Source organism: Rhizobium sp. AAP116 (assembly GCF_001295785.1).
Classification (GTDB): domain Bacteria; phylum Pseudomonadota; class Alphaproteobacteria; order Rhizobiales; family Rhizobiaceae; genus Allorhizobium.
Genome location: NZ_LJIB01000025.1, coordinates 126,397 through 141,837, shown reverse-complemented (window position 1 = coordinate 141,837; position 15,441 = coordinate 126,397). Strand labels below are relative to the sequence as shown.

The following is a 15,441-nucleotide window of genomic DNA, read 5'->3' as shown; positions in this document are numbered from 1 at the left end:
GAACTCCAACTCGACGAGAAAAGGTATAGGACGATGAAAAAGACCCTTCTGGCACTCGCATTGATCGCACCTCTCGCCGGCTGCACGGCGACCGAACGTGGTGCCGGCATCGGCGCAGCTTCCGGCGCCGTCATCGGTGGTGTGGCGACCGGCAATGTTCGTGGCGCAGCCATCGGTGCAGGCGTAGGTGGCGTTGCTGGCGCCCTTATCGGCAATTCGCAGGAACGCCGCGGCTACTGCGTCTACCGCAACCGCTACGGCGAGACCTACGAAGCACGCTGCCGCTAACAGGCATATTGCACAAAAGCCGCCGATCCCCAGGGTTCGGCGGCTTTTTCGTGCCCTGCATTAACCTGTCGACCAAAGCCGGAACGAATAGACGACGAATCGCGGACTCATTGGTCTTCCCGGTTTGTTCACTGCTATATATGGTGGAATAACAATCAGTTAACCATATGCAGCGGTGGATATTAAGAATTTCGCACGCAGCTGCTGAGTTCAATCATTAACGGGAAGTCCGAGCCTTCCGCGCAAGGCGCGATACTGTACCGCATTAGTATCGGACATCGCTTCTTCCAGGTCCGAGGGCAGATCCTCGTAGTCGATCGGCTCAGCGAACTGGACTGTCGTGAAGTCGAAGCGGCGACCGGCAATCAGGTTGTAGAAGTGCGGCCCCTGCTGAAGGGGCGTCTTTAAGATCTGGCCGCCAAACAGGTCCTGAACAACAAGGCTGGTGACACCACACTGGCCCCTTGCCGGATTGTCCGATGACCAAAGGCTGGAGGTCTCACGCGACCAAGCTTTTGTCAGGCGCTCGGCAAATTGCGCGATATCGACGGCCGATTGGATCATGGCGCTTCCCAGGAACGAACAAGGCCGGCGCAAGGCCGGCCTTGAAGTCGAAACCTCATCGTAATTCAGACGAAAAACTGCCCACCATTCGCGGAAATCGTCGATCCGGTGATGAAGCCTGCATCGTCGGAGGCAAGGAACACGACACAACGGGCGATTTCTTCGGGCTCGCCGAGACGACCGACCGGGATCTGTGGAATGATCCGCTCGTTCAACACCTTTTCCGGGATGGCGCGCACCATCTCAGTCCCGATATAGCCCGGGCAGATGGCATTGACGGTGATGCCCTTGGCGGCTCCTTCCTGGGCGAGCGCCTTGGTGAAACCGAGATCGCCGGCCTTCGCCGCAGAATAGTTGGCCTGCCCCATCTGGCCCTTCTGGCCGTTGATCGAGGAGATGTTGATGACACGACCGAAGCTGCGGTCACGCATGCCGGTCCAGACCGGGTGGGTCATGTTAAAGAGACCGGTGAGATTGGTGTTGATCACCTCGCCCCACTGCTCAGGCGTCATCTTGTGGAACATCGCGTCGCGGGTGATGCCGGCATTGTTGACGAGCACCTCCACCGGACCGAGTGCAGCCTCAACCGCAGCGATACCGTCGACGCAGGCCTGGTAATTGGAGACATCCCATTTAAACACGGGAATGCCGGTCTCGGCTTCGAAGGCCTTGGCCTTCTCTTCATTGCCGGCGAAGTTCGCCGCGACCTTGTAGCCTGCATTCTTCAAGGCGACCGAAATCGCAGCACCAATGCCGCGCGTGCCACCGGTTACCAAAGCCACTCTGCTCATGCTGTCCTCCCCGTTCTTCTTCTATGGGTTCCCATCTGGATCACCGTCGCGTTCCCGTCGCAACGGCATGACTTGCCCATCCCGGCCAAGAGCCGGGATGGAAATTCGTCGGGTCAAGGGCGAACGGCCGCCATTCGAAGAGGCCGGATCAGAATGCCTCGAGGCACATGGCAACACCCATGCCACCGCCGATGCACAGCGTGGCGAGGCCCTTCTTGGCGCCGCGACGCTTCATCTCGAACAGCAGCGTGTTGAGAATGCGGGCGCCGGACGCGCCGACCGGATGGCCGATCGCGATTGCGCCACCATTGACGTTCACGATCGAGGTATCCCAGCCGAGATCCTTGTTCACGGCGCAGGCCTGTGCGGCAAAGGCTTCGTTGGCTTCAACGAGGTCGAGATCGGAAATCTTCCAGCCGGCCTTCTCAAGCGCCTTGCGCGAAGCCGGGATTGGGCCAGTGCCCATGATCTTCGGATCGACACCTGCGGTTGCCCAAGAGACGACACGGGCGAGCGGCGCGATACCACGACGCGAAGCCTCGGCCTCGGTCATCAGCAGGGCGACCGCCGCACCATCATTGATACCGGATGCGTTGCCGGCGGTGACCGTGCCTTCCTTGTCGAAGGCGGGTTTCAGCTTCTGCATGCTTTCGAGCGTCGCACCGATGCGGATGTACTCATCCTGATCGACAGTGACGTCGCCCTTGCGGCCGGGCACGATGACAGGAACGATTTCGTCCTTGAAACGGCCGGCAACCTGGGCGGCCTCCGCCTTGTTCTGCGAAGCGACCGCAAAGGCGTCCTGTTCGTCACGGGTCAGCTGCCACTGCCGGGCAACATTTTCCGCGGTCGTGCCCATGTGATATCCGTAGAAGGCATCGGTAAGGCCGTCCTTGATCATGGTGTCGACCATCTTCAGGTCGCCCATTTTTGTGCCGTTGCGCAGGTGCGCGCAGTGCGGCGCCATCGACATCGATTCCTGCCCGCCGGCAATGATGATCCTCGCGTCGCCTGTCGCGATCTGCTGCATGCCGATGGCGACGGCACGCAAGCCGGAACCGCAGAGCTGATTGAGACCCCAGGCTGTCGCCTCCTGCGGAATACCGGCCTTCATCGCTGCCTGGCGAGCCGGGTTCTGACCCTGCCCTGCGGTAAGGATCTGCCCGAGAATGACTTCGTCGACTTCACCCGCCTCCACGCCGGCGCGCTCCAGCACGGCCTTGATGGCGATGGCGCCGAGATCATGCGCTGCGACGGATGACAACGCCCCGTTGAAAGATCCGACCGGGGTTCTGGCAGCGCTCGCGATAACGATGGACGGGGTGCTCATGGAGGTCTCCTCGGGTTTTGTGATTGAGGAGAAACTGACAAAGACTGCCGCCGGTGTCAAACAAGATAAGCCCGACATTCTCGTTCTTTGGTTGCGCTTTCCTGTCTTTCGTCAAATGCCGATCCTGCATCGCACAAAGAGATTGTCACCGGACTGAATTTGCGCTTACACTTGACTTCGGGAAGAGCAAAAACAATCGAAAAACGACGGGTTAGGAGACAGAAATGGCCAAAGCCGATGGCGAAATCGTTATCAAGAAGTACGCCAATCGACGCCTCTACAATACCGGGACCAGCACCTACGTCACCCTTGAGGACCTCGCCAAGATGGTCAAGAAGGGCGAGGATTTCGTTGTGCAGGATGCCAAGTCCGGTGACGACATCACGCATTCCGTCCTGACCCAGATCATCTTCGAACAGGAATCCAAGACCGGCAATACCTTGCTGCCGATCTCCTTCCTGCGCCAGCTCATCAGCTACTATGGCGATCAGATGCAGATGGTCGTCCCGAGCTTCCTCGAGCATTCGATGAAAGCCTTCACCGAACAGCAGACCCAGATGCGCGAGCAGATGACCAAGGCCTTCGGTGACCATCCACTGTCCAAGAACCTGCAGATGCCGATCCAGCTGATGGAGGAGCAGGTCAAACGCAACACCGATATGTTCCAGCAGGCCATGCAGATGTTCTCGCCCTTCCTCGGTGGCCAGCAGCCAGCCAAGGAAACCAAGAAGGCGGAAGCCAAGGATATCGACGAGTTGAAGGAGCAGTTGCGCTCCCTGCAGAACAAACTCGACAATCTTTGAAGAGCGAGGCCCCGGAAGGGGCCTTTTTCATATTGGGGATCAGAGCCCGATCGAGACGTCCCGTCCGGCGGCCCGATTGGAGATCGTGAAGCCTGCAACGACATCGATGAAGGCGATGACCATCAGGCTGAAGAACAGCTGCGTTGCTGCGTCGCGCACGAGCAGGAATTCGACGAGAAAGCCGATAAAGACCACCATGGAAAACATGTGGTTCATCAGCGACCCCCGGGTACTCAGCGTCGCTTTCAACACCTCGAAAAACAGGGCGATCAGCGCCGACAGGATGACGAGATCGCCGAGCGTCATCGTCCAGACGGCACCCGACAGCATCGGCACGGTCATGATCACTGTCGAGAAGGCGGCAATCCCGCTTCCGAGCATCACGGCGTTGTAGAAGATGAAGGGAACGATCATCAGCGGCACGGCAATCAGCATGCGGAATCCTTCCTTGCACTGCGATCCCGTCCGGCTCCGCGGCGGGCGCGGCGCAATTTAACTATGCCAAATGACAAATGAAAAGGCCGGCGCAAGCGCCGGCCATTCAAACTAGTCAGTCAAAGCGCAGGAATTATGCGCTTTCCTTCGGCGTCAGAACCTGACGGCCGCGATACATACCGGTCTTCAGATCGATATGGTGCGGGCGGCGCAGTTCGCCGGAGTTCTTGTCTTCGACATAAGTCGATGCCTTCAGCGCGTCAGCAGAGCGGCGCATACCGCGCTTGGACGGGCTTGTTTTTCTTTTTGGTACAGCCATTTTCGTTACTCCACGTGACGGGCAAGACGGGTTTATTCGGCCTCGATGAGACCGGACAGAACACGTCTCGAACTCGGAATTTGGCGGGCTTATACATGCCCGAAGTCGGTTTGACCAGACCCCGGGCCACTTTTTTCGAATCTAACCGAGGCCCGCTCAGGCCTCGTCTTCGGGCACGATCCAGGGTTCAGCAAGTGCCGCCGTCTCCCAGCTACGCCAGGCCGGATGCGCTCGCATGGCATCCATATAGGCGGTCGTCTCTGCATCTCCTACCAGATCGTAGGCTGCAAAGCGATTCACGACAGGCGCGAACATGGCATCCGCCGCGGAAAAGGCGCCGAACAGGAAGGGCCCGCCCGACCGTTTCCGCATCTCCCGCCAGATCGTCTCGATGCGGGCGACATCGGCCGCCACCCCCTCGGGCAACGAGATCGCCTTGACGGGCCGCCGCAGGTTCATCGGGCAAGCGCCACGCAAGACCCGGAACCCGGACAGCATTTCCATCGAGATGGAGCGGGCCAGCGAGCGGCTCTCCCGATCCGCAGGCCAGAGCCCGGCATAGGGATAGAGCTCGGCGACATATTCGATGATGGCGAGCGATTCCCAGACACGGACAGAGCCGTGATGCAGCACAGGCACCTTGCCCGTCGGCGAAAGCTCACGGAACTGAGGATGCGTGGCACCCGGTCCGAAGGGGATCAGTTCTTCGCGAAATGGTATACCGGCGGCCGTCATCGCGATCCAGGGTCGAAACGACCAGGAGGAATAGTTCTTGTTGGCGATATAGAGGATCAAGTCGTCCATGGCGCGCTCCGCGTTGTCGAGAACCGATCCTAGACGCGTGGGAGTGGTTTCGACCAACGAAAGCTTCTGATCTCAGCCATAAAGACAGGTGATGTAGTCACCCGAGGCGCGCGCACGACGATCGACGACCCCGGCCAGACGCCTCAGACCCGGCCCCGGCTTGCTCGCGACACGATCGATCGGATTTGGGAGGGAGACGGCGAGAAGGGCCGCCTGCTGGCGACTGAGCTTCGCGGCCGACGTCTTGAAGTGATGCTGCGCAGCCGCTTCGATGCCGTAGATACCCGGACCCCACTCGGCGATATTGAGATAAATCTCCATCGTCCGCTCCTTCGGCCAGGCAGCATCCAGCACCAGCGCCAGGGGCAGTTCGAGGCCCTTGCGAATGAAAGAGCGCCCGTTCCAGAGGAAAAGGTTTTTCGCGGTCTGCATGGGGATCGTGCTGGCGCCGCGCGTCGCCTCACCCGCCATTGCGTCGTCGATCACGGACTGTAGCTGGGCCCAGTCCACCCCGCCGTGATTGCAGTACTGGCCATCCTCGGACATCATGACGGCGCGAACGACATTCGGGGAGATATCCTCGAAGTCCACCCAGCGACGATCATAGCCCTGCAAGGTGGCGAGATCCGCCAGCATCAGCGTCGAGACAGGCCGGACGAAATCCAGCCGGTAGAGCAGAATGAGGAGGTAGGGCGCGGCGAGGAAGATGAAGAGTGCAATGAGCACGGCCCGGACGATCCGGGGCCGACGCCGCCGCTTCTTCTCGGGCGCAAACTTCTCGTCTTGCTCCAATGCCTCGACTTCCAGTGTCAATGAAGTGGGGTCCGTGATCGATGATGGCCCCTCATAGCCGCCCTCTTGGCAAATGACCAGTCTGGGTGCGCGCTTCCGCCTCTTTCCCCGGCTCAATTTCCCGTTGCCTGACCAGGGGTAGCGTGCCAAATAGCCGGAATGACCAAAAGCGCCGATGCCTTTGAAAAAAGCCTGAACGCCCACGCCACACTCGTCGAGGCGAGGCTGGACATCCTGCTGGACGCGACGCCGCGTTCGGCGGAAGTCGCTCGCCCCCGGCGGCTGATCGAGGCCATGCATTACGGCGCCCTGAACGGCGGCAAGCGCCTTCGGCCTTATCTGGTGATGCAGGCGGCACGCCTTTTCGGCGGAAGCGAAGAGGCAGCGCTTCAGGTCGGCTGTGCGCTCGAATGCCTGCATAGCTATTCGCTCGTCCATGACGATCTGCCCGCCATGGACGACGACGACCTGCGCCGCGGCAAGCCGACGGTTCACAGACAGTATGACGAAGCAACCGCGATCCTCGCCGGTGACGGTCTGCTGACCTACGCCTTCGACATCATCGCTTCACCGGAAACACCCCTGCCCGACACAGCCAAACTCGCCCTGGTCCTCGAGCTCTCACGAGCAGCCGGAATCGGCGGCATGGCTGGTGGCCAGATGCTTGATCTCGCTGCCGAGACGGATCAGCCCGACGAAGCAGGCATCGTGACGCTGCAGGCCATGAAGACGGGCGCGCTACTGCGGTTTGCCTGTGAGGCAGGCGCCATCATCGCCGGTCGCCTGGCGGAAGACCGCGATCGCCTGCGCCGCTTTGGCGAAATCATCGGCCGCGCCTTCCAGCTGGCCGACGATCTGCTCGACATTACCTCGGATGCCGCCACCCTTGGCAAGGCAACAGGCAAGGACGCGGCCAAGGGCAAGGCGACGCTGGTCGGCCTCAAGGGCACCGACTGGGCCCGCGCCGAACTCGACCGGCTGGTCGCAGAAGCCAACGCACTGCTTGAGCCCTACGGCGAACAGGCCGAGCCGCTCAAGGAAGCCGCCCATTTCATCGCCTACAGGAAGAAATAGCATGAGCCGTTTCTGGTCGTCCGCCGTCCACGCACTGGAACCCTATGTCGCCGGCGAACAGCCGAAGATCCCGGGTCTGGTCAAGCTCAACACCAATGAGAGCCCCTACGGGCCCTCGCAAAAGGTGCTGGACGCGATCGCAGCCACTTCCGGTGAGCGTCTGCGCCTTTATCCCGATCCGGCGTCCACGGCCCTGCGCGAGGCCATCGCGAAGCGCTTCGACCTGACCATGGACGAGGTTTTCGTCGGCAACGGCTCTGATGAAGTGCTGGCCTTCACCTTCGCAGGCCTGCTGAAGCACGACGCGCCGCTCCTCCATCCCGACATCACCTACAGCTTCTACAAGACCTATGCCCGTCTCTTTGAGGTCAAGGTCGAGGAGATCCCGCTGGACGAGGGCCTGCGCGTGCGTATCGGCGATTACGACCGCCCTTGCGGTGCAATCATCCTTGCCAATCCCAACGCCCCGACCGGCATCGCTCTCCCGCTGTCTGAGATCGAAAAGCTGGTCGCCTCGCACCCTGATCAGGTCGTGGTGATCGACGAGGCCTATATCGATTTCGGCGCAGAGACGGCAGCTTCGCTGATTCCGCGCTACGAGAACTTGCTCGTTGTCCAGACCTTCTCGAAATCCCGCTCGCTCGCAGGCCTGCGGGTCGGCTTTGCGCTCGGCCAGCGGCCGCTGATCGAGGCGCTGGAGCGGATGAAGGACAGCTTCAACTCCTATCCCGTCGACATGCTCGCCCAGGCCGCCGCCAAGGCCGCGATCGAGGACGAAGCCTGGTTCGATGAGGCCCGCGGCAAGATCATCGCCAACCGCGATATGGTGACAACGGCGCTCGAGGCCCGTGGCTTCGAGGTCCTGCCGTCGTCGACCAACTTCGTCTTCGCCCGCCATCCGGCGCATCAGGGTGCCGATCTGCAAAAAGGTCTGCGTGAGCGAGCGGTCCTCGTTCGCCACTTCAACAAGCCGCGCATTTCGGACTTCCTCCGCGTGACCATCGGCACGACAGAGGAATGCCATCAGTTTATGGACGCGATCGATCAAATCATCTGACGTGTCGTCCGCGTCGGAAAGCGCTACGCTCCTGCAACTTTAGTGAGAACCGGAGCGTGCCTGTGACTGAAATCCTGCAACACTGGCCTCAGGTCGTGACCGCCTATCTCGTCTACCTCGTGGCGGTCTTGAGCCCCGGCCCGGCCACCATGGCGATCGCTTCCGCCTCACTTGGCCAGGGACGGAGGCATGGCCTGACGATTGCGGCAGGCATCTTTTGCGGGTCCATGACTTGGGCAATCGCAGCATCATTGGGGTTGGCCGCCATCCTGTCGCAATATGCACAGGCACTGATCCTGATGCGCATCCTCGGCGGGCTCTACCTGCTTTACCTCGCCTGGCGCGCCTTCCGCTCCGCCGCGAGCAGCATTGACCCGCTTTCCCTGACCAAGGCCGCTTCGAGCCTGAAACGCACTTTTCTGATGGGCTATGCGATCCACCTGACGAACCCCAAGGCGATCTTTGCCTGGCTTGCCATCATCTCCCTCGGCCTGCCGGCCAATGCCACACCGGTTGCCGTTGCGATCATCGTCTGCGGCTGCCTTGTGACCGGCTTCATTGTCTTCATGGGCTACGCATTGCTGTTCTCGACGCCCGGGGCACTGCGCATCTACCGCGCGGCGCGTCGCTACATCGATGGAACGCTCGCGGTCCTGTTCGCGACCGCAGGCGTGAAGATGCTGACCTTCCGCTGAAACGAAAAAGGCGCCGCATGGGTTGCGGCGCCTCTTGCAAGTGTTTGGATCGCAGATCAGCCCTGGGTCAGCGGCGAGATCTGGATTTCCACGCGACGGTTCTGCGCACGGCCGTCCGGTGTCGCGTTGGATGCAATCGGCTGGTTCGGGCCGAAGCCGACAGCCGAAACACGACGCGGGTCGACGCCCTGGCTGTTGAGATAGCCGGCAACCGACATGGCGCGGCGCTCGGACAGACCCTGGTTATAGGCCTGGCTGCCGGTCGAATCGGTGTGACCGTTGATATCGATCAGCGTCCGGTCGAACTTGCGCAGCACGATCGCAACCGAGTTCAGGGTCGGGTAGAACTGCGGCATGACCGCATCCTGATCGGTGTTGAACGTGATGTTCGACGGCATGTTCAGGATGATGCGATCGCCGACGCGGGTGACCGAGATCCCGGTTCCCTGCAGCTGGGCGCGCAGTTCGGCTTCCTGCTGGTCCATGTAATTGCCAATGGCACCACCCGCCAGCGCACCGATACCGGCACCGATGAGGGCTGCGTTGCGGCGGCCTTCCGGCGAACCGCCGACAGCGAGGCCACCGAGCGCGCCAACGGCAGCGCCCAGCGCCGCGCCGCCCGCCGTGTTGGACACCTTCTGCTGCCCCGTATAGGGGTCGGTCGTGGTGCAGGCACTCAGATAGGTCGCGCACAGCGCGAGAATGGCGAACTTCTTGATCATGCTCGGTGTCCCTCCAGGATTCGGCTGATAATCCGTCAACCGTGAAATTGCGGCAACAAAAAGTTGGCCAGCAAGCTCACTCAGCCGCCGACTTCTGACCGTATCGCTTCTCGATATAGTCTGCCACCAGCGCCTCGAAATCGGCTGCGATGTTCGGGCCGCGCAGGGTCATCGCCTTCTCGCCGTCGATGAACACGGGAGCCGCCGGGTTTTCACCGGTGCCCGGAAGCGAGATGCCGATATCGGCATGCTTGCTTTCGCCAGGACCATTGACGATGCAGCCCATGACCGCAACGTTCAGGCCCTCGACACCCGGATACTTTTCACGCCAGACCGGCATGTTCTTGCGCAGGTCGTCCTGGATTTTCTGAGCGAGCTCCTGGAAGACGGTCGAGGTCGTGCGACCGCAACCCGGACAGGCCGCGACAACAGGCACGAACTGACGGAAGCCCATGACTTGCAGCAGTTCCTGGGCAACCTGGACTTCACGGGTCCGATCACCATTCGGTTCCGGGGTGAGCGACACGCGAACCGTATCACCGATACCATGCTGCAGCACGTAGCCCATGGCCGCGGACGAGGCGACGATGCCCTTCGAGCCCATGCCGGCCTCGGTAAGCCCCAAATGCAGAGCATGGTTCGAGCGCTCGGCGAGCATCGAATAGACGGCGATCAGGTCCTGCACCTGGCTGACCTTGGCCGAGAGAATGATGCGGTTACGGGGCAAGCCAATCTCTTCGGCAAGCTCGGCCGACAGGAGCGCGGATTGCACGATCGCCTCACGCGTCACCTGGCGCGCCGAAAGCGGCGAACCATTGGCCGCGTTCTCGTCCATAAGCCGGGTCAAGAGCTCCTGATCGAGCGAACCCCAGTTGACCCCAATGCGGACAGGCTTGTCGTAACGGATCGCCATCTCGACGATCTCGGCGAACTGCTTGTCCTTCTTGTCCTTGAAGCCGACATTGCCGGGATTGATGCGATACTTGGCGAGCGCCTCGGCGCAGGCCGGGTGATCGGCGAGCAGCTTGTGGCCGATGTAATGAAAATCGCCGATCAGCGGCACGTCCATGCCGAGCCGGAGCAGGCGCTCGCGGATTTTTGGAACGGCAGCGGCACTCTCGTCACGGTCGACGGTGATGCGGACGACCTCGGAGCCTGCCTTGTAGAGGGCAGCAACCTGGGCAACGGTCGCATCGACATCTGCGGTATCGGTATTGGTCATCGACTGAACGACGACAGGAGCTCCACCACCGATGATGACGCCACCCACTTCCACCGCGACCGACGAACGGCGCGGTTTGGGGTCAAAGGCATCGGCGGGCGGGATCAGGGGTGCGGTCATGGCTGTTTCTCTGCAAGCCTCAATCGCCATGGAGGTGGATCAAAGCCGATCGCTTGTCAACTGAAAGACGCCTTTACGCGTTCACATGCCCGCGTGCGCAAGTCTGTCCAAAGCGACGTCCCCACATCTTTCAGTGACCTGTCGCCCGGTCCGCATGACGCGCGAGCCTGGAGAGAGCCAGAACCACGATCAGCAGCGCTGGGATCGCTGTGTAGACACTCGACAGCGACGTGTGCTCGGCCACAAACCCGATCAGCGATGGCGCAAAGAGGATGCCGGAATAGCCCATGGTGGTGACGACCGAGAGGCCAACACCGGGTGCAAGCCCCGGAATGTTGCCGCCCGCCGAAAACGCGATCGGCACCATGTTCGAGATCCCGATTCCGGTGATGGCAAAGCCGATAAGCGCAAAGGTCACGCTGGAAGACTGGCCCGCCATGACAAGCCCGATGATCGCAGCCACACCGCAGAAGCGCAGTGTATTCACGGCACCGAAGCGGTCACGGATGAAATCGCCCGCAAAGCGGCAGACCGCCATGGTGAGGGAGAAGGCCGCGAAGGCGAAGCCCGACATCTCGGTCGAAGCATTCAGCTCGTTGCGCAGGTAGAGCGCGCTCCAGTCAAGCACGGTGCCCTCAGGGATCATGCAGAACAGCGCGATCGTGCCGATCAGCCAGGGCAGCGGCGTCATCGGCAGCTTGGCCTTGGCCGGCTCGTCACTCGGATGCGGCGCGTCCGAGAGGATCATCGGGCGGGCGACAAGAAAGAGAACGATGCAGACGGCTGCCAGAAGCAGCACGTGACCGGTGACACCAAGCGAGGCAATCAGAAAACCGCCGGTCGCCGCACCGCAGAGCCCACCAAGGCTCCAGAAAGCGTGACAGGAGGACATGATCGAACGGCGCATGTTGCGCTCGACCGCAACGGCATTGGCATTCATCGCCACATCCATGGCCCCAGTCAGGCCACCGAACAGGAAGATCGCAACGGCACCGGTCCAGATATTGTCGACCAGCGTGACGAGCACGATGGTCGGGATGAACAGGAGCGTGGTCACCTCCACGACCCGCCGCGAGCCATAGCGGGCGATCTGCATGCCGGCGATCGGCATCAGCACCAGAGAACCGACGCCGAAGACGAAGATCATGACACCGAGCATCAGCTCAGACAAGCCGAGCGCCTCTGAGAAGAACGGAATTTTCGGCGCCCAGGCTCCGATGACGAGGCCATTCAGGAAGAAAAGCAGGGCGACAGCGGCCCTCTCCCTGGTGACGATCGGCGCTGGTTCGGCCGGCGAAGTGATGGTGTGGGCTATGTCATTCATGTCCTGCTCCCATAGTCGGGCGCACTGTAATTAAATCGATTTAAACGACAACATGTCCCGCGCGTCCCAACTGTAAATTTTTGTTTCGCATGACAACATTGTCGGGAGTTCTGAACGGGGATTGACAGGGACGAGCCGGCGTCTGACACAGATAGTCCTTGCGGCCATCTGCTTGCGCCGCCCGACCCGAAAGACGCTTCCGTGAAAACCGCCGTTGGCGCTGGCATCCTGCTCTCCAGTCTCGCCTATCTCTTCTTTGCCATGCACGACGCCATGATCAAGTTGCTCGTGGAAACGACAACCGTCTGGCAGATCCTGTTTTGCCGCAGTATTGCGATCCTGCTTGGCTGTTGCATCCTCGGTGGCCGCTCACTCGCGCGGGAGACGGTGACGTCGCCGGCGCTTCGCCCGATGATGCTGCGCAGTCTTTTCCTGCTCGCCGCCTGGCTCTGTTATTTCAACGCGGCAAAGCACCTGCCGCTCGCCGATCTCACGACACTCTACTTCGCCGCACCGATCGCAGCGATCCTGCTCGCCATCCCCATTCTGGGCGAACGGGTTCCCATGAGCAGCTGGATTGCCGTCGTCACCGGCTTCGTAGGCGTGGTCGTCGCCAGCAATCCGACAGGCCTTGCGACCGGCTGGCCCGTCTACCTCGCCCTCATCGCCGCCGTCTGCTGGGCGATCGCCACGACGCTGCTCAGAACCACCAGCAAGAGCGCCAGCAGCATGGTTCAGATGACGATGACGAATGTCTTCTTCCTGGCCCTGACGACACCCATGGCCATCCTCTCCTGGACAACCCCAAGCGGTCCGACGCAGATCCTGTTGCTGGCCGTCGGCTTCATCGGCGGTCTTGGTCAGATGAGCTTTTTCGAGGCGCTGCGCCGCGCGCCGATCTCGGTGATTGCGCCCCTGGAATACACGGCGCTTGTCTGGGCCTTCGCGCTTGGCTACGCGATATGGGGAGACATCCCGGGACCGAATGTCTGGGCCGGCGCCGTACTGATCGCCGGCGCAGGCCTGATCATTCTCTTTGCCCAGCGGCGCAAAATGCCCGCTCAGGACCTCGAGAGATAGCGCTCTGCAAGCTCCACCCAGAGGGTGGTCCCGACGGGCAGGATATCGTCGTTGAAGTCATAGCGTGGGTGGTGCAGCGGCGGATCGTTGGGTGTCCGTTGCGTGCCGAGGAAGAAGTAGCTGCCCGGGCGCTTGGCGAGCATGTAGGCGAAATCCTCGCTCCCCATCATCGGGCGCGGCAGGTCATAGACCTTGTCCTGTCCAGCAAAGCTCACCGCGAGATCGCGGACGAAATCGGTTTCGGCCTTGTGGTTGATGGTCGGGTCGTATCCCCGCTCATAGTCGATGGTCACGCCCATGCCGTAACTCGCCGCCTGACCTTCGGCCACCGCCCGAATGCGCTGCTCGAGCTGGTCGCGGACCTTGGGATCGAAGGAGCGGATCGACAGCACCATCTCCGCCCGCTCCGGAATGACATTGCTCGCCGCACCCGCATGGAACCCGCCGACGGTGATGACGGTCGGATCGAGCGGGTGGATGTTGCGCGACACGATCGTCTGCAGCGCCATGACGATGGACGCGCCACACACAATGGGATCGGCCGTCGATTGCGGTTCGGCCCCGTGACCACCACGGCCGTTGACGGTGATCTTGCACTCGTCGACGGCAGCCATGATCGGCCCTTCCCGGAGCGCGATATGGCCGAACGGGATCTCCGGATCGTTATGCAGCGCGAAAACTGCATCGCAGGGGAAGCGATCGAAGAGGCCATCCTCGATCATGATCCGGGCTCCGCCGAAATTCTCTTCGGCTGGCTGGAATATCAGGTGAATGACACCATCGAAATTCCGCCGTTCGGCGAGGATCTTCGCCGCACCGAGCAGCATTGCGGTATGACCATCATGGCCACAGGCATGCATCACGCCCGGTATCTCGCTGGCATAGGGAAGACCGGTCTCTTCGAGGATCGGCAGAGCGTCGAAGTCGGCTCGAATGCCGATGCTTCGCTCGCTCGACCCGTTCCTGAGTGTCGCGACCACACCGGTCTTGGCAAGCCCGCGCGTCACCTCATAGCCGAAAGCGGTCAGTTGTTCGGCGACATAATCCGACGTCTTGAACTCCGACAGGCCGATCTCCGGAAACCGATGCAGATGATGCCGCGTCGCAAGCACTTCAGCCATCACATTGGGCGCGTGGATCGTCATGGAAATTACCTTTCGGTCGTCTGGGCATGAGCATGAAAGCGCAGACTGTGGCACTTGCCGGCCAGTTGTTCAACCGTATAAAAAGACGTCCATCGCTGACGAAAATCTGCTGCCCTATCCGTGCCGGAGAGACCACCATGACACGACGCACGTTCCAGCGTGCCGGTGAAGCCGAGCGCCGGAAGGATCTGATAGCGGCGACCTTGGATAGCGTTTCCGAACATGGCCTGGAAGGCGCGACCGTCCGCGACATCGCCGCCAGAGCCGGCGTGACCGGCGGTTTGATCCGTCATTATTTCTCCGGCAAGGACGAAATGGTCCAGGCGGCCTATCGCGAAATGCTGGCAGGAATGACCGGCTCCGCCGTCGATGCCATGGCGGAAGCCGGGGCGAACCCGCAGCGGCGCCTGCACGACTTCATCGTTGCCAATGTCAGCCCACCGATTGCCGATCCGAAAGCACTGTCCCTCTGGGCAGCGTTCATCGGTCGGGTGCGATCGGACGAGGAACTCGCCCGCATCCATCGAGAAAACTATCTGGTCTTCATCGGCATACTCGAAGACCTTGTTGGAGCCGTCTTGGCGGCGCGACGGCACAACCCGCCCTTCTCCGAAGTCCGGCATCTCGCGGTCGCGATCAACGGCCTCATCGACGGTTTGTGGCTTGAGAATTCGCTCGCAAGTGACCTCTTCGACGAGGGACGTTTGCCGCAGATCGCACTGGATGCCGTCGAGGCTCTGCTGGGCGGATTGTCCTTGAGAGGTGCGGACTGAGCGATGAGACCCGCATCGCAAACAAGCATCCGGTACGCGTCGCGTTCGCGATCTGGTAACCTCACCGACAAATCGCTGACCTGCGAAGTTTCGACCTGCTTGA

General features: G+C 61.2%; 18 protein-coding genes. 7 read left to right on the top strand and 11 right to left on the bottom strand.

The genetic code is table 11. The features are described from left to right. Nucleotides 1-33 precede the first annotated feature (33 nt). Nucleotides 34-288, top strand: coding sequence for a glycine zipper domain-containing protein (locus IP85_RS14250; RefSeq protein ID WP_054150342.1), 255 nt, complete (start codon nucleotides 34-36; stop codon nucleotides 286-288). Nucleotides 289-498: 210 nt separating this feature from the next. On the opposite strand, the gene IP85_RS14245 is transcribed toward IP85_RS14250, so the two are convergent. The 3 genes from IP85_RS14245 to IP85_RS14235 all read right to left on the bottom strand — a co-directional run bounded on the left by IP85_RS14245 (nucleotide 499) and on the right by IP85_RS14235 (nucleotide 2,973). Further along, the gene (locus IP85_RS14245; protein WP_054150341.1) at nucleotides 499-852 is read right to left on the bottom strand and encodes a hypothetical protein; all 354 of its coding nucleotides are present in this window, start codon (nucleotides 850-852) and stop codon (nucleotides 499-501) included. A 65-nt stretch (nucleotides 853-917) separates the two neighbouring features. Continuing rightward, a complete protein-coding gene (locus IP85_RS14240) occupies nucleotides 918-1,643 on the bottom strand; it encodes a beta-ketoacyl-ACP reductase (RefSeq protein ID WP_054150340.1) in 726 nt (241 codons plus the stop codon). A gap of 148 nt (nucleotides 1,644-1,791) precedes the next feature. Next, a complete protein-coding gene (locus tag IP85_RS14235) occupies nucleotides 1,792-2,973 on the bottom strand; it encodes an acetyl-CoA C-acetyltransferase (protein WP_054150339.1) in 1,182 nt (393 codons plus the stop codon). A 224-nt stretch (nucleotides 2,974-3,197) separates the two neighbouring features. Between IP85_RS14235 and phaR the strand changes: the two genes are divergently transcribed. Then, the gene (gene phaR / locus IP85_RS14230) at nucleotides 3,198-3,776 is read left to right on the top strand and encodes a polyhydroxyalkanoate synthesis repressor PhaR (protein ID WP_054150338.1); all 579 of its coding nucleotides are present in this window, start codon (nucleotides 3,198-3,200) and stop codon (nucleotides 3,774-3,776) included. Nucleotides 3,777-3,815: 39 nt separating this feature from the next. Here the strand turns inward: phaR and IP85_RS14225 are convergent, their stop codons facing one another. From IP85_RS14225 to mtgA, 4 genes are all read right to left on the bottom strand, one after another. After that, nucleotides 3,816-4,211 (bottom strand): hypothetical protein, encoded by a 396-nt coding sequence (locus IP85_RS14225; RefSeq protein ID WP_054150337.1) that lies wholly within the window; start codon nucleotides 4,209-4,211, stop codon nucleotides 3,816-3,818. Between the two features lie 133 nt (nucleotides 4,212-4,344). Continuing rightward, nucleotides 4,345-4,530, bottom strand: a complete 186-nt coding sequence (gene rpmF, locus IP85_RS14220) for a 50S ribosomal protein L32 (protein ID WP_006724402.1) — start codon at nucleotides 4,528-4,530, stop codon at nucleotides 4,345-4,347. A gap of 156 nt (nucleotides 4,531-4,686) precedes the next feature. Next, nucleotides 4,687-5,334, bottom strand: coding sequence for a glutathione S-transferase family protein (locus IP85_RS14215; protein ID WP_054150336.1), 648 nt, complete (start codon nucleotides 5,332-5,334; stop codon nucleotides 4,687-4,689). Between the two features lie 72 nt (nucleotides 5,335-5,406). Then, entirely contained in the window at nucleotides 5,407-6,072 is a 666-nt protein-coding gene (gene mtgA, locus IP85_RS14210; protein ID WP_245280874.1) for a monofunctional biosynthetic peptidoglycan transglycosylase, read from the bottom strand. Nucleotides 6,073-6,285: 213 nt separating this feature from the next. Between mtgA and IP85_RS14205 the strand changes: the two genes are divergently transcribed. The 3 genes from IP85_RS14205 to IP85_RS14195 all read left to right on the top strand — a co-directional run bounded on the left by IP85_RS14205 (nucleotide 6,286) and on the right by IP85_RS14195 (nucleotide 8,952). Continuing rightward, nucleotides 6,286-7,200, top strand: coding sequence for a polyprenyl synthetase family protein (locus tag IP85_RS14205; protein ID WP_054150334.1), 915 nt, complete (start codon nucleotides 6,286-6,288; stop codon nucleotides 7,198-7,200). 1 nt (nucleotide 7,201) lies between these two features. Then, nucleotides 7,202-8,257 (top strand): histidinol-phosphate transaminase, encoded by a 1,056-nt coding sequence (gene hisC, locus IP85_RS14200; protein ID WP_054150333.1) that lies wholly within the window; start codon nucleotides 7,202-7,204, stop codon nucleotides 8,255-8,257. A gap of 62 nt (nucleotides 8,258-8,319) precedes the next feature. After that, complete coding sequence (locus tag IP85_RS14195; RefSeq protein WP_054150434.1) at nucleotides 8,320-8,952, top strand: LysE family translocator; 633 nt, start codon at nucleotides 8,320-8,322, stop codon at nucleotides 8,950-8,952. Between the two features lie 56 nt (nucleotides 8,953-9,008). Here IP85_RS14195 and IP85_RS14190 read toward each other — a convergent pair whose 3' ends face one another. The 3 genes from IP85_RS14190 to IP85_RS14180 all read right to left on the bottom strand — a co-directional run bounded on the left by IP85_RS14190 (nucleotide 9,009) and on the right by IP85_RS14180 (nucleotide 12,340). Then, nucleotides 9,009-9,674: an OmpA family protein gene (locus tag IP85_RS14190; RefSeq protein ID WP_054150332.1), complete on the bottom strand. Its 666-nt coding sequence runs from the start codon at nucleotides 9,672-9,674 to the stop codon at nucleotides 9,009-9,011. A 76-nt stretch (nucleotides 9,675-9,750) separates the two neighbouring features. Continuing rightward, nucleotides 9,751-11,016, bottom strand: coding sequence for a flavodoxin-dependent (E)-4-hydroxy-3-methylbut-2-enyl-diphosphate synthase (ispG, locus tag IP85_RS14185; RefSeq protein ID WP_054150331.1), 1,266 nt, complete (start codon nucleotides 11,014-11,016; stop codon nucleotides 9,751-9,753). A gap of 130 nt (nucleotides 11,017-11,146) precedes the next feature. Then, a complete protein-coding gene (locus IP85_RS14180; RefSeq protein ID WP_054150330.1) occupies nucleotides 11,147-12,340 on the bottom strand; it encodes an MFS transporter in 1,194 nt (397 codons plus the stop codon). Nucleotides 12,341-12,541: 201 nt separating this feature from the next. Here IP85_RS14180 and IP85_RS14175 point away from each other — a divergent pair, with 201 nt between their 5' ends. Further along, nucleotides 12,542-13,420 (top strand): DMT family transporter, encoded by an 879-nt coding sequence (locus IP85_RS14175; RefSeq protein WP_054150329.1) that lies wholly within the window; start codon nucleotides 12,542-12,544, stop codon nucleotides 13,418-13,420. Here the strand turns inward: IP85_RS14175 and IP85_RS14170 are convergent. Next, entirely contained in the window at nucleotides 13,402-14,565 is a 1,164-nt protein-coding gene (locus IP85_RS14170) for a M20 aminoacylase family protein (protein WP_197278017.1), read from the bottom strand. The two genes, IP85_RS14175 and IP85_RS14170, sit on opposite strands and share 19 nt — an antisense overlap. Before the next feature lie 137 nt (nucleotides 14,566-14,702). Between IP85_RS14170 and IP85_RS14165 the strand changes: the two genes are divergently transcribed. Further along, nucleotides 14,703-15,338 carry a TetR family transcriptional regulator C-terminal domain-containing protein gene (locus IP85_RS14165; protein ID WP_054150328.1) on the top strand — a complete coding sequence of 212 codons (636 nt, stop codon included), beginning with the start codon at nucleotides 14,703-14,705 and terminating at the stop codon, nucleotides 15,336-15,338. The last annotated feature ends 103 nt before the right edge of the window (nucleotides 15,339-15,441 follow it).

Bases quoted from the DNA above. Each gene is read 5' to 3' on its own strand.
- IP85_RS14250 (WP_054150342.1), top strand. From the start codon at position 34: ATGAAAAAGACCCTTCTGGCACTCGCATTGATCGCACCTCTCGCCGGC.
- IP85_RS14245 (WP_054150341.1), bottom strand. From the start codon at position 852: ATGATCCAATCGGCCGTCGATATCGCGCAATTTGCCGAGCGCCTGACA.
- IP85_RS14240 (WP_054150340.1), bottom strand. From the start codon at position 1,643: ATGAGCAGAGTGGCTTTGGTAACCGGTGGCACGCGCGGCATTGGTGCT.
- IP85_RS14235 (WP_054150339.1), bottom strand. From the start codon at position 2,973: ATGAGCACCCCGTCCATCGTTATCGCGAGCGCTGCCAGAACCCCGGTC.
- phaR (WP_054150338.1), top strand. From the start codon at position 3,198: ATGGCCAAAGCCGATGGCGAAATCGTTATCAAGAAGTACGCCAATCGA.
- IP85_RS14225 (WP_054150337.1), bottom strand. From the start codon at position 4,211: ATGCTGATTGCCGTGCCGCTGATGATCGTTCCCTTCATCTTCTACAAC.
- rpmF (WP_006724402.1), bottom strand. From the start codon at position 4,530: ATGGCTGTACCAAAAAGAAAAACAAGCCCGTCCAAGCGCGGTATGCGC.
- IP85_RS14215 (WP_054150336.1), bottom strand. From the start codon at position 5,334: ATGGACGACTTGATCCTCTATATCGCCAACAAGAACTATTCCTCCTGG.
- IP85_RS14205 (WP_054150334.1), top strand. From the start codon at position 6,286: ATGACCAAAAGCGCCGATGCCTTTGAAAAAAGCCTGAACGCCCACGCC.
- hisC (WP_054150333.1), top strand. From the start codon at position 7,202: ATGAGCCGTTTCTGGTCGTCCGCCGTCCACGCACTGGAACCCTATGTC.
- IP85_RS14190 (WP_054150332.1), bottom strand. From the start codon at position 9,674: ATGATCAAGAAGTTCGCCATTCTCGCGCTGTGCGCGACCTATCTGAGT.
- ispG (WP_054150331.1), bottom strand. From the start codon at position 11,016: ATGACCGCACCCCTGATCCCGCCCGCCGATGCCTTTGACCCCAAACCG.
- IP85_RS14180 (WP_054150330.1), bottom strand. From the start codon at position 12,340: ATGAATGACATAGCCCACACCATCACTTCGCCGGCCGAACCAGCGCCG.
- IP85_RS14170 (WP_197278017.1), bottom strand. From the start codon at position 14,565: ATGACGATCCACGCGCCCAATGTGATGGCTGAAGTGCTTGCGACGCGG.
- IP85_RS14165 (WP_054150328.1), top strand. From the start codon at position 14,703: ATGACACGACGCACGTTCCAGCGTGCCGGTGAAGCCGAGCGCCGGAAG.